This window comes from Streptomyces monticola (assembly GCF_042665355.1).
Taxonomy (GTDB): Bacteria; Actinomycetota; Actinomycetes; order Streptomycetales; family Streptomycetaceae; genus Streptomyces; species Streptomyces monticola.
Map to the genome: position 1 here is coordinate 283,738 of NZ_JBHTCF010000011.1, position 11,776 is coordinate 295,513.

Consider the following 11,776-nt stretch of genomic DNA (forward strand, 5'->3'; position numbering starts at 1 on the left):
TCAGGCTCCCGCTGCGACGAGGACGGCGGCGACGGCCAGGAGGACCGAGCCTGCGAGCAGCGCGCTCAAGTAGGTCTGCACGTTGCCGGTCTGGGCCCGGCGTACGACTGCGCCCAGCCAGCGGGGGGCCGTGCCCGCTCCGCGCACATACGTGTCGACAACTTCGCGGTCGAGGAAACGAATCAGGGTGGCCATGGACTCTATAGGTCGTACGAAGAGCGCGGCGTAGACCGCGTCGAGCCTGAAGCCGACTGCCGCGTGCCGGTGCAGCGGGCCGAGCAGCAGCAGGCCCGGGTCCGCCGGGTCGGGGGCGGAGGCGATCGATCCGTACGCCGGGGTGTGCGTCGCGATCGCCTCGGCTTCGGAGACCGCGGGTTCGGCGTCGGGATGCGCGGCCACGGCGCCGAGGGGGACGCGGGCGGCCATGGCCGTGGTGTGGCGCCAGGCGCCGTAGGTGACGAGCCCGCCGACCAGGGCGAGGCCCGTGGAGAGAACGGAGGTGGTGAGAGTCGGGTTGAGCGAGTGGCCGTCGAACCAGTCGGGCAGCACACCGACGCTGAGACCGAAGGCGAGGGAGGGAACGGCGAGAACCCACAGGACGGCGTTCATGGCGATCGGCTGCTTGCCGTGGTCGGGGGCTTCGGTCCCGCTGCCACGGAAGGCGAGCAGCCACAGCCGGGCGCCATAGGCGGCGGTGAGCAGGGCGGTGACCAGTCCTGCGACGAGCACGATCCAGCCGGCCGCGCCGGGAGCGAGCTCGCTGTGCCCGGTGGCCGTGTGCTCGGCGGCGCCGAGGACCGCCTCCTTGGAGAAGAAGCCGCTGAAGGGCGGGATCGCGGCGAGCGCGAGCAGCGCCACGGTCATCGTCCAGTAGGCGTCGGGGATGCGGTGGCGCAGGTTCTTCATCCGCGACATGGCAGCCAGGGAGTTGGTGCCCGCGGCGTGGATGATCACGCCGGCGGCGAGGAAGAGCAGCGCCTTGAAGGCGCCGTGCGACAGGAGGTGGAAGACGGCGGCGCCACGGTCGCCGACGGCGAGCGCGCCGGTCATATAGCCGAGCTGGCCGACGGTCGAGTACGCGAGGACGCGCTTGATGTCGTCCTGTGCGAGGGCCGCGAGGGCGGAGCCGGCCATGGTGACGGCGGCCATGACGGCGAGGACGACCAACGCCGCGGCGGATGCGGCGAACACCGGAAGGAGGCGGGCCACGAAGTACACACCGGCGGCGACCATCGTCGCGGCGTGGATCAGGGCGGAGACCGGGGTGGGGCCGGCCATCGCGTCGGGCAGCCAGGTGTGCAGGGGGAACTGCGCGGACTTGCCGGCCACACCGGCGAGGAGCAGCAGCGCGATCAGCGTGGGGTGGTCGAGGCCGCCGTCCACGACGGCGTCGAGGACCTTCGTGATCCGGAAGGAACCGGCGTCGGCGGCCAGCGCGAACAGACCGATCAGGAAGGGGACATCGCCGAGCTTGGTGACCAGGAAGGCCTTGAGGGAGGCGGCGCGGGCCTCGGGGGTCTCCCAGTAGTGACCGACGAGGAAGTACGAGCAGATGCCCATGACTTCCCAGCCGACGAGCAGCACCATCAGGTCGCCGGAGTAGACGACGAGGAGCATCGCGGAGGTGAACAGCGAGACCAGGGCCGCATACGAGGCATAGCGCGGGTCGTCGCGCAGATAGCCCGTCGAGTAGATCTGCACACAGGTCGCGACGACACCGACCAGGACGGCGACGAGGATCGCGAAGCCGTCCAGGTGCAGGGCGAGTTCGATCGGGACCGAGCCGGTCGGCGTCAGTTCGGTGGCCGCGTCGAGCGGGCGGACGCCACCGCCGGTGCCGCCGCCCTGTCGCACGGCGATCACCACGGCGAGGATCGCCGAGGTCAGGGTCGGCAGGACCGCGAGGGGGCGGACGAATCCGGGGGCCTTGCGGCCGAGCAGCAGCCCGGTGGCGGCGCCCAGGAACGGAAGGAGGGGGACGAGAACGGCGAGGGTCGTGGTGGTCACGCGGTGGCCTCTGCCTTCTGCGTCGCGGTGCTCGCTTCGGGGGCGTCTTCCGGCTCCTCCCGTTCCGCGGTGTCGCGGAGCCGGTCGACGTCGGAGGTGCCGCGGTTGCGGTACACCATCAGCACGATCGCGAGTCCGATGCCGATCTCGGCGGCGGCGATGGCGATGGTGAAGAGGGTGAGCGCCTGGCCGGCGTGCAGGGCGTCGCGCAGCCACACGTCGAAGGCGACCAGGTTGAGGTTGACGGCGTTGAGCATGAGCTCGACGGACATCAGGACCAGGATCGCGTTGCGGCGGGCGAGTACTCCGTACAGCCCGACGCAGAAGAGGAGGACCGCGAGCACCGCGGGATAGGCGAGGTGCATCAGCGCTGCTCCTTGTCTCTGGTGGCGGCGTCGGGGGTCGCTTCCGGCTCCTCGGCCTGGCCGCCCTTGCGGGACAGGACGATCGCGCCCACGAGGGCGGCGAGGAGGAGCACGGAGAGCGCCTCGAACGGCAGCACCCAGTGCCGGAAGAGGATCGATCCGGTGACGGCGGTCGTTCCCTGCGGCGCGTCCAGGTCGATCCACTGGGTGCGGAACGCGTCGACGACCACCCACACCAGGGCGGCCGCCGCGGCGACGGCGACGGTCAGGGCCGCCCAGCGGTTGCCCGAATCGGCGTCCGGGGAGCGGCCGATGGGGGCCCTGGTGAGCATCAGCCCGAACAGAAGGAGGACGACCACGGAACCGACATAGATCAGTACCTGTACCCAGGCGATGAACTCGGCGGTGAGCAGGAGGTACTCGACAGCGAGACCACCGAGGGCGACGACCAGCCACAGGGCGGCGTGCACCAGCTGCTTGGTGGTGACGGTCACGATCGCCGCCCCCAGGGTGACGATGCCGACGAGAAGGAAGGCGATCTCCACGCCGGTGGGCGAGAGGAAGCCGTGGGGTGCGGTGGCGGCGAGGGTCACTCCTGGCCCTCCTGCTGCGCATCGGATTGCTGAGCGTCGGGCTGCTGCTGAGCGTCGTTCTGCTCCTGGGCCTCGCGCTGCTCCTTGGCCTCGAGTTGCTGCTGGGCAGCCAGCTTCTCGGCCGCCTTGCGGGCCGCGGCGATCTCCTTCGGCTCCTCGGCCGCCGGGTCGAGCGCGGGCGGGGCCGGGACGGTCCACATCCAGTCGCGGAGCTTGTCGCGCTCGTGGGTGAGTTCACGGATGTCGGTCTCCGCGTACTCGAACTCCGGTGACCAGAACAGCGCGTCGAAAGGACAGACCTCGATGCAGATACCGCAGTACATGCAGAGCGAGAAGTCGATGGCGAAGCGGTCGAGGACGTTACGGCTGCGCTCGCGTCCGCCGGGGGCGGCCGCCGGGACCGTCTCCTTGTGGGAGTCGATGTAGATGCACCAGTCCGGGCACTCGCGGGCGCAGAGCATGCACACCGTGCAGTTCTCCTCGAACAGCCCGATGACGCCGCGGGTACGGGGCGGGAGTTCGGGCTGGACGTCGGGGTACTGCTCGGTGACGGTCTTCTTCGTCATCGTGCGGAGGGTGACGGCGAGGCCCTTGGCCAGGCCGGACCCGGGGATCGGAGGCATCAGTTGATCGCCACCTTCACGATTCCGGTGAGCGCGATCTGCGCGAGGGCGAGCGGGACGAGCGTGGTCCAGGCGAGCTTCTGCAGCTGGTCCTCGCGGAGCCGGGGGTAGCTGACGCGCAGCCAGATGACGACGAAGGCGAGGATCGCGGTCTTGAGCAGCGTCCACACCCAGCCCAGGCCGTCGGCGCCCCACGGGCCGTGCCAGCCGCCCAGGAAGAGGACGGTGGTCAGGCCGCACAGGACGACGATCCCGGCGTACTCGGCAAGGAGGAACAGAGCGAAACGGAGGCCTGTGTATTCGGTGTACGCACCGAAGATGATCTCGGAGTCGGCGACCGGCATATCGAAGGGCGGGCGCTGGAGTTCGGCGAGGCCCGCCACGAAGAAGACCAGGGCGCCGACGATCTGCCAGGGCAGCCACCACCACTCGAAGGCGTTGACGATGCCGGGCAGCGAGACCGTTCCTGCGGCCATCGCCACGGAGGCGGCGGCGAGCAGCATCGGGAGTTCGTAGGCGAGGAGTTGAGCGGCGGTACGGAGCCCGCCGAGGAGGGAGAACTTATTGGCGCTGGCCCAGCCGGCCATGAGCGAGCCGAGTACGCCCACGCCCATCACGGCGAGTACGAAGAAGATGCCCGCGTCGACGACCTGTCCGACGGCGCCCTCGCTGGGGCCGATCGGGATGGCGACCAGGACCAGGAGGTACGGCAGCAGGGCGACGGCCGGGGCGAGCTGGAAGATCCGGCGGTCCGCGCCCGCGGGGACGACATCTTCCTTCTGTGCGAACTTCACGCCGTCGGCGACGAGTTGCGCCCAGCCGTGGAACCCGCCCGCGTACATGGGGCCGAGGCGGCCCTGCATATGGGCCATCACCTTGTGCTCGGTCTGCCCGATGATCAAGGGCAGGGTGAGGAAGACGACGAAGACGACGAGGAGTCGCAGGGCGACGTCGAGGGCGTCGTTCATGCGGTCTCGCCTCCGGCGGGGGTGTCTGGGGCGTCCGGGTCGTCGGACGGGGTGGTGTCGTCGGAACCGCTGTCGTCGGCCCCGGGGTTCCTGGAGCTGGGCTCGGGCGCGGCCTTGGACTCAGCCTCGGCCCTGGGCTTGGGCTCGGCCTTGGGCTCGGACTCGGCCTTGGGCTCGGCCTTGGGCTCGGACTCGGCCTTGGGCTCGGACTCGGCCTTGGGCTCGGCCTTGGGGGCGCCGGTGTCCTGCGGGGCCGGGTCCTGGGCCTGGTCGGGCTCGGACGAGGGCTCGGGCTTGGTCTGCTGGTCCGCGAAGGCTGGGCGGGGGTTGTGCCAGGGGGCATCCGTGCTGCGCGCCTGGGGTGCACGGTCCGAGGGCGGGGCTTCGCCCTGGGCGGACTCGGCGGACTCGGCAGACTGCGCGGGCTTGGCGGGCTTGGCGGGACCGGGCTTGTCGGGTGACGCTGCCGTATCCGCAGGCCCCGTCTGTCCCGCAGGCCCCGTCTGTCCCGCAGGCTCCGTCTGTCCCGTCGGCTCCGTCGCGCGTTGGGAGGCCGAGCCCTGGCTGGCGCTGCGCGCGCGACGCGGGGGTGCCGCGTCCGGCCGACCGGCCTGGCTGGCCTGGCCTGCCTGGTTGGCCTGGCTGGCCTGGCTGGCGGAACCCTCCGCTGCCGTACGCGCGCGACGTGGCGGTGTGGCCTCCGCCTCGCTCGCCGGGCCCTGCGCGGTCTCCTGGCCGGCCGAGCCCTCCGCGGCGCTGCGGGTGCGGCGGGGCGGGCGGTCGCCGGCAGCACCGGCTCGGGCACCGCGCGCGGGGCGGGCCGGTGCCGGGGGCAACTGGCCCTTGAGCGGGCCCCATTCGTTGGGGTCGGGGACGCCGGGCGGCAGCATCTGGCGGCGCTTGGGGCCGCCGTGCTCGGACTCCCCCGGCTCCTTCGCGCCGGGCCAGGCCTTCGCGACCCGCGCCGCGAGGACGAAGTCCTTGCGCAGCGGATGGCCCTCGAAGCCGTCCGGGAGCAGCAGCGGGTCGAGCCCGGGGTGGTCCGTGAACTCGACGCCGAACATCTCGTGGGTCTCGCGTTCGTGCCAGGCGGCGCCGGCGTAGACGTCCACGGCGGAGGCGAGAACGGGGGCCGAGTGCGGCACCGTCGTACGGACGAGGAGGCGGCGTACCGGATGGAGTGCCACCACATGGGCGGTGACCCGGAATCCCGTGCCGGGCTCGTCCACCGCGCTGAGCCAGTCGAAGTAGGTGCAGCCCAGGGTGGAGCGGGCCGTGGTGAGGGCCGTCGTCCAGGAGGCGGCGGGGACGTCCACCGTGAGCACGGCGTACGACTCTTCGGCGGTGGCCTCCTCGCCGAAGAGTTCGGTCACCTCGCCCGGAAGCCAGCCGGTCACCGCTCGTCCTCCCCCGTGGATCCCGCGGACTCCGCGGACTCCGCGGACTCGGCGGACTCCGCGGACTCGGCGGACTCGGCGGACTCGGCGGAATTCGGTTCCTTGGGTTCCGGAGGCGTGACGAGGCCGCTTTGCAGGGCCGCGGCCGAAGGGCGTCCGGCGGTGGAGTAGCGCTCCCCGAGCGACTCTCGGGCGATCTTCTCCTGAAGCTTGAGGATGCCCTGGAGCAGCGCTTCGGGGCGGGGTGGGCAGCCGGGGACGTACACATCGACCGGGATGATCTGGTCGACGCCCTTGGTGACGGAGTACGAGTCCCAGTACGGGCCGCCGCAGTTGCTGCAGGCGCCGAAGGAGATGACGTACTTCGGCTCGGGCATCTGCTCGTAGAGGCGCTTCACGGCGGGCGCCATCTTGTCCGTGACCGTGCCGGAGACGACCATCAGGTCGGCCTGGCGCGGACCCGGCGCGAACGGGATGACCCCGAGGCGGATGAAGTCGTGGCGGGCCATGGACGCGGCGATGAACTCGATGGCGCAGCAGGCGAGCCCGAAGTTGAAGACCCACAGGCTGTAGCGGCGGCCCCAGTTGAGGACCACCTTCATGGGTTCGGGCGCGAGGCGCGCCAGCGGGCCCAGCTTGGAACCGCCGCCGTTCCCGCTGCCGTTGCCACTGCCCTGGCCATTGCCGGGCTTGGGTTCGATGGTCACGTCCATGCGAGGACGCCCTTCTTGTATGCGTACAGCAGGCCTACGGCCAGGAAGCCGAGGAAGATGAACATCTCCACCAGCGTCGTCCCGCCGAATCCCGGGGCGGCGAAGACCGTTGCCCAGGGGAAGAGGAAGATCGAGTCGACGGCGAAGATCACGTACAGGAAGGCGTAGACGTAGTAGCGGACCTGGGTGTGTGCCCAGCCCTCGCCCACCGGGTCGACGCCGCACTCGTAGGTGAGCAGCTTCTCCGGGGTCGGTACGACGGGCCGCAGCAGCCGCCCCGCGCCGAAGGCGACGGCGACGAAGAGCACGCCGACGACGGCGAGCAGCCCGACGACCGAGTAGCTCTGGAAGTAGTCCGCGGCGAGAACGGTCGGTCCCGGCACCTCGGCTCCTCGCTCCCTGGTCTCGTTGGTCTGTTGCGCTGGTCGCGCGCTGTGTCCGCGGCCGTTGCGGTCCTGGCTTCAGCCGTATCGGCCCTGTTCGACGATCTGTACGCACGGGAGTCTAGGGCCTGCTAAAGAACTGGTAAGCAGCCCGTCATGGAGAGGGTGGGGTTTTCCCCAGTTCATCCTGGCGGTGCACCTCATGGCGCGGGGCCGCCCGGCCCGGCAGGCTATCGGACATGACCGCACGCAGCACCACCCAGCACAAGCAGCACAGCGCCGGAACCGGAACGGGCGCCGGCACCGGCGCCGGAACCGGAACGGGCGCCGGCACCGGCGCCGCTGCCGACGCCGTGCAGCAGCCGCTGCCGCTGCCGCCCGCGCGCTTCGCCTTCGACCGGCGGACGTGGAAGGAGATCGCGCATCTCCTGCTCGATCTGCCGGTGGCGCTGTTCGCCTTTGTGTACGTCTTCACGGTGCTGGTCGCCGGCGGCGTGCTGTCGGTGACGGTCATCGGACTGCCCCTGCTGGCCGCCGGGCTGCTCGGCGCGCGGCAGCTGGGCAGGGTGGAGCGGTCCCGGGCCAGGCGGCTGCTCGGCACGGTGATCGACGAGCCGAGCCCGTTGCCGTTCGGCCGGGACGAGGGCCTCTTCTCCCGGCTGTGGTCGCGCCTGAAGGACCCCGTCGGCTGGCGTGCCCTGTTGTACGGCTTCATACGGCTTCCGTGGGGCGTACTGACCTTCACGATCACGCTTGTGTCGCTGTTCGTGCTGTGGCCCGTACTGCCGTTCATCGCGCGAGGGCTGAGCAACGCCGACCGTGTGATGGTGCGCGGACTGCTGTCCCCGTCCGACGAGTTGGAGCGGCGTATCGCCGAGCTGGAGTCGGACCGCGGGGTGGTCGTGGACACCGCCGCGGCCGACCTGCGCCGTATCGAGCGCGATCTCCACGACGGGGCGCAGGCCCGCCTGGTCAACCTCGCCATGGGCCTCGGCCTGGCCAAGGAGAAGCTCCTCGAGGGCCAGGCCGACGACACCGTGGCGGCGATGGTGGACGAGGCGCACGGCGAGGTGAAGCTGGCCCTGCAGGAGCTGCGCGACCTGGCCCGCGGTATCCATCCGGCCGTGCTGACCGACCGCGGCCTGGGCGCCGCGCTGTCCTCGGTGGCCGCGCGCTGCACGGTGCCGGTGGAGGTGACCGTCGACCTCGACGACCGTCCGGCGCCCGCGATCGAGGGCATCGCCTACTTCACGGTGTCCGAGCTGCTGCAGAACATCAGCAAGCACAGCGGTGCGCGCACCGCCAGCGTCGAGGTGTGGCGCGCGGAGAAGCGGCTGCTCATCCGGGTCGAGGACGACGGGCGCGGGGGTGCGTCACTCGACGGCGGCACCGGAATGGCGGGCCTCTCCGAACGGCTCGGGGCGGTGGACGGCCTGTTCGTCGTCGAGTCACCGTCCGGCGGCCCGACGACGGTATCGGCCGAACTGCCCTGGCGGGACCGGACTCAGGGCTGAGGTCCGTCCGTACCCCGCAGGTCGTCCGTGACAGGCAGGTCGTCCGTACCCCGCAGGTCGTCCGTGACAGGCAGGTCGCCCGTACCCCGCAGGTGGGGAAAACCCCCGGTCCAAGAGGGATACGGACCGCATGGTGCGGGCCCTCTGCAACGAGGAGGGTGGAGGTACTTCGCAGGAGGCGCACCCACCCACCTGCCCACCTACTGCCGAGCTCAGCTCGCCGAGCAGAAACGGACGACACCGATGGCCACGGAGTACGGACATCACACCCGGCCCGACTTCCGCGGCCGCGGAGAGGGGCGGCGCCATCTGCTGCCGCCTGCGCTGCGGGCACCGGTCGAGGCGCGCACCTGGCGCGAGTTCGGATATGTGCTGCTCAGCCTGCCGTTGAGCATTCTGATGTTCGTCTACGCCATCACCATGGTCTCGCTCGGGGCGGGCCTGCTCATCACGTTCCTCGGGGTGCCGGTACTCGCCGCGGCGCTTGCGGGCTGCCGCGGGTTCGGGGCGCTGGAGCGGATGCGGGCCCGCGGGCTGCTGCACCTCGATGTCGCCGAACCACAGCCGGTGCGGCCCAAGAAGCACGGCGCGATGGCCTGGATCGGTGCACTCCTCAAGAGCGGTACGTCGTGGCGGAGCCTGCTGTACGCGGTGCTGCACTTCCCGTGGGCCGTCTTCGCTTTCAGCGTGGCGGTGACGTTCTGGTCGCTCGGCTGGTCCCTGCTGACGTACCCGCTGTGGCAGTGGGTCTTCCCGATGTACGCGGGCCAGGCAGGGCTGCAGTTGTACGGCAGCGAGGACGGGGTGCACACCTTCTACCTGGACGCCCCCTTCGAGATAGGCCTGACCGCGCTGGTCGGACTCCTGATCACGCTGGCGACGCCGTGGCTGATCCGGGCCCTGACGATGGTGGACCGGGTTCTCGTGGCCGGGCTCCTCGGCGCCTCGCGGCTGGACGCGCGCGTGGTCGAGCTCGAGTCCGACCGTGGGGTGGTCGTGGACACCGCGGCGGCCGACCTGCGCCGTATCGAGCGCGATCTGCACGACGGGGCGCAGGCCCGCCTGGTCAACCTCGCCATGGACCTGGGTCTCGCCAAGGAGAAGCTGCAGGAGGACCCGCAGGCCGCCGCCCGCATGGTGGACGAGGCGCACGGCGAGGTGAAGACGGCCCTGCAGGAGCTGCGCGACCTGGCCCGCGGAATCCACCCGGCCGTACTGACCGACCGCGGCCTGGACGCCGCCCTCTCGGCGCTCGCCGCGCGCTGCTCGGTGCCGGTGGAGGTCGAGGTGGACCTGCCGCACCGGCCCGCGGCCGCCATCGAGGGCATCGCCTACTTCACGGTCTCCGAGCTGCTGCAGAACATCAGCAAGCACGCGCGGGCGACCCGGGCCACGGTCGACGTGTGGCAGGTCGAGGACCGCTTGATGCTGCAGGTGATTGACGACGGTGCGGGCGGGGCCGGCACGTCCGGGGGTGCGGGCTCGGGCTCTGGCTCGGGCTCTGGCTCTGGCGCGGGGCTCGCGGGGCTCGCGGAGCGGCTCGACGCGGTCGACGGCGTTCTCGTCGTGGACTCTCCGGCCGGCGGGCCGACCCGGGTGACGGCGGAACTGCCCTGGAGGGGCTGAGCTTCCCCGGAGGGCCGAACTACCCCCGGAGGGCTGAGCTTCCCTGGAGAGATGGACTTCCCGGAAGAGATGAACTTCCCGGGAGAGGCTGGGAGTTGTCCACAACCGGTGAGTTATCCACAGGGCGGAGCGGGGTCAGGGGCGTCCGGGCAGACTGATTGCCGTGACGCCCCGTGACTCCGTTCCCCACATCACCAGTCCCCCACATCACCAGCCCCCGATATCACCAGTCAGTCCCCCACACCCCCAACCCTCCGCATCCTCAGCCCTCCCACCCCCAGCCCTCCGCCGCCGCTTCCCGCTCGCCAGTCCCTCCCGTCCCGCCCACCTCATCCGGCCACCTACGCGTTCCGGGGAATCCCGGCGGTCGGGCGCGTGAGTGACCGAATGCTGGGATGCTGGAGGGTGTCGTCGGGCGGGGCCCGGCAGTGGGGGATGGACGAATCGTGGAGGACAGTGTGCGGGTGGTCATCGCCGAGGATTCAGTGCTGCTCAGGGAGGGCCTGACCCGGTTGCTGACCGACCGTGGGCACGAGGTCGTGGCCGGTGTCGGGGACGCGGACGCGCTGATCAAGACCATCGGGGAGCTGGACGGCCAGGGGGCGCTGCCCGACGTGGTGGTCGCGGATGTACGGATGCCGCCGACCCACACGGACGAGGGCGTGCGTGCCGCGGTGCGGCTGCGTCGCAGCCACCCGGGTCTCGGTGTCCTGGTGCTTTCGCAGTACGTCGAGGAGCAGTACGCGACGGAGCTCCTGGCCGGATCCAGTCACGGCGTGGGCTACCTGCTCAAGGACCGGGTAGCCGAGGTCCGTGAATTCGTCGACGCGGTGGTGCGGGTCGCCGAGGGCGGCACGGCCCTCGATCCGGAGGTCGTGGCCCAGCTGCTCGGGCGCAGCCGCAAGCAGGACGTACTCGCGGGCCTCACCCCGCGGGAGCGCGAGGTCCTGGGCCTAATGGCCGAGGGACGTACGAACTCCGCGATCGCGAGGCAGCTGGTGGTGAGCGACGGAGCGGTCGAGAAGCACGTCAGCAATATCTTCCTGAAGCTCGGCCTCTCGCAGAGTGACGGGGATCACCGCCGCGTTCTCGCCGTCCTCACCTATCTCAACTCTTAACGAGCTGACACTCTGTCAGATATCTAGCGAAGTCATAGTCCTAGAACCGAAGAATGAGCGGCAAGCGTCTTCACACAGAGGGCGAGGGGGCGAACGAATCGTGGCAAAGCAGGGCGACAGACCGTCTCAAAGCGGCGTCCACGATGTGAGCCACCCAGGGAAGGTGACCCTTACCGACGTAGGGTGGTCCTGGGAGGTCCGGTCGGCCGGCTCCTCCCGTGCCGCAGCCTCGAGGGAGGTCCAGTTCAGTGACCAGCCAGGTCAGTAGCCCAGCCGAGCAGGCCGACTCCGCCGCCGTCGGAGAGCAACGCAAGCCGTCCGGCGACAAAGAAGTCCGTCGCCTGGACCGGGTGATCATCCGGTTCGCGGGTGACTCCGGTGACGGAATGCAGCTCACGGGCGACCGCTTCACATCGGAGACGGCGTCGTTCGGCAATGACCTCTCCACGCTGCCGAACTTCCCCGCCGA

Annotated in this window: 11 protein-coding genes and 1 pseudogene; 4 read left to right on the top strand and 8 right to left on the bottom strand. The window is 70.7% G+C overall.

What is annotated here, in order from left to right:
* The 8 genes from ACFQVC_RS25400 to ACFQVC_RS25435 are packed head-to-tail and all read right to left on the bottom strand — an operon-like array spanning nucleotide 1 to nucleotide 7,049.
* Nucleotides 1-2,007 carry an NADH-quinone oxidoreductase subunit 5 family protein gene (locus ACFQVC_RS25400; protein ID WP_381834640.1) on the bottom strand — a complete coding sequence of 669 codons (2,007 nt, stop codon included), beginning with the start codon at nucleotides 2,005-2,007 and terminating at the stop codon, nucleotides 1-3.
* Nucleotides 2,004-2,372: an NADH-quinone oxidoreductase subunit NuoK gene (nuoK, locus tag ACFQVC_RS25405; protein ID WP_381834643.1), complete on the bottom strand. Its 369-nt coding sequence runs from the start codon at nucleotides 2,370-2,372 to the stop codon at nucleotides 2,004-2,006. The genes ACFQVC_RS25400 and nuoK overlap by 4 nt, the downstream gene beginning before the upstream one ends.
* On the bottom strand, nucleotides 2,372-2,965 hold the full coding sequence (locus ACFQVC_RS25410; protein ID WP_381834646.1) for an NADH-quinone oxidoreductase subunit J family protein: 594 nt from the start codon (nucleotides 2,963-2,965) through the stop codon (nucleotides 2,372-2,374). Before ACFQVC_RS25410 ends, nuoK begins: the two co-directional genes overlap by 1 nt.
* Complete coding sequence (locus ACFQVC_RS25415; protein WP_381834649.1) at nucleotides 2,962-3,588, bottom strand: NuoI/complex I 23 kDa subunit family protein; 627 nt, start codon at nucleotides 3,586-3,588, stop codon at nucleotides 2,962-2,964. Before ACFQVC_RS25415 ends, ACFQVC_RS25410 begins: the two co-directional genes overlap by 4 nt.
* Nucleotides 3,588-4,556 carry a complex I subunit 1/NuoH family protein gene (locus tag ACFQVC_RS25420; RefSeq protein ID WP_381834652.1) on the bottom strand — a complete coding sequence of 323 codons (969 nt, stop codon included), beginning with the start codon at nucleotides 4,554-4,556 and terminating at the stop codon, nucleotides 3,588-3,590. The genes ACFQVC_RS25415 and ACFQVC_RS25420 overlap by 1 nt, the downstream gene beginning before the upstream one ends.
* Complete coding sequence (locus ACFQVC_RS25425; protein ID WP_381834655.1) at nucleotides 4,553-5,953, bottom strand: NADH-quinone oxidoreductase subunit C; 1,401 nt, start codon at nucleotides 5,951-5,953, stop codon at nucleotides 4,553-4,555. The genes ACFQVC_RS25420 and ACFQVC_RS25425 overlap by 4 nt, the downstream gene beginning before the upstream one ends.
* Complete coding sequence (locus ACFQVC_RS25430; protein ID WP_381834658.1) at nucleotides 5,950-6,666, bottom strand: NADH-quinone oxidoreductase subunit B; 717 nt, start codon at nucleotides 6,664-6,666, stop codon at nucleotides 5,950-5,952. Before ACFQVC_RS25430 ends, ACFQVC_RS25425 begins: the two co-directional genes overlap by 4 nt.
* Nucleotides 6,657-7,049 carry an NADH-quinone oxidoreductase subunit A gene (locus ACFQVC_RS25435; RefSeq protein ID WP_381834661.1) on the bottom strand — a complete coding sequence of 131 codons (393 nt, stop codon included), beginning with the start codon at nucleotides 7,047-7,049 and terminating at the stop codon, nucleotides 6,657-6,659. Before ACFQVC_RS25435 ends, ACFQVC_RS25430 begins: the two co-directional genes overlap by 10 nt.
* Nucleotides 7,050-7,288: 239 nt before the next feature.
* On the opposite strand from ACFQVC_RS25435, the gene ACFQVC_RS25440 reads away from it, so the two are divergent.
* The 4 genes and pseudogenes from ACFQVC_RS25440 to ACFQVC_RS25455 all read left to right on the top strand — a co-directional run.
* Nucleotides 7,289-8,563, top strand: a complete 1,275-nt coding sequence (locus ACFQVC_RS25440) for a sensor histidine kinase (protein ID WP_381834664.1) — start codon at nucleotides 7,289-7,291, stop codon at nucleotides 8,561-8,563.
* Between the two features lie 243 nt (nucleotides 8,564-8,806).
* Entirely contained in the window at nucleotides 8,807-10,189 is a 1,383-nt protein-coding gene (locus ACFQVC_RS25445; RefSeq protein WP_381834702.1) for a sensor histidine kinase, read from the top strand.
* A 458-nt stretch (nucleotides 10,190-10,647) separates the two neighbouring features.
* Nucleotides 10,648-11,307: a LuxR C-terminal-related transcriptional regulator gene (locus ACFQVC_RS25450; RefSeq protein WP_381834751.1), complete on the top strand. Its 660-nt coding sequence runs from the start codon at nucleotides 10,648-10,650 to the stop codon at nucleotides 11,305-11,307.
* A gap of 248 nt (nucleotides 11,308-11,555) precedes the next feature.
* Nucleotides 11,556-11,776, top strand: a pseudogene (locus ACFQVC_RS25455) (2-oxoacid:acceptor oxidoreductase subunit alpha); the annotation flags it as partial.

Bases quoted from the DNA above. Each gene is read 5' to 3' on its own strand.
- ACFQVC_RS25415 (WP_381834649.1), bottom strand. From the start codon at position 3,588: ATGCCTCCGATCCCCGGGTCCGGCCTGGCCAAGGGCCTCGCCGTCACC.
- ACFQVC_RS25445 (WP_381834702.1), top strand. From the start codon at position 8,807: ATGGCCACGGAGTACGGACATCACACCCGGCCCGACTTCCGCGGCCGC.
- ACFQVC_RS25430 (WP_381834658.1), bottom strand. From the start codon at position 6,666: ATGGACGTGACCATCGAACCCAAGCCCGGCAATGGCCAGGGCAGTGGC.
- nuoK (WP_381834643.1), bottom strand. From the start codon at position 2,372: ATGCACCTCGCCTATCCCGCGGTGCTCGCGGTCCTCCTCTTCTGCGTC.
- ACFQVC_RS25420 (WP_381834652.1), bottom strand. From the start codon at position 4,556: ATGAACGACGCCCTCGACGTCGCCCTGCGACTCCTCGTCGTCTTCGTC.
- ACFQVC_RS25440 (WP_381834664.1), top strand. From the start codon at position 7,289: ATGACCGCACGCAGCACCACCCAGCACAAGCAGCACAGCGCCGGAACC.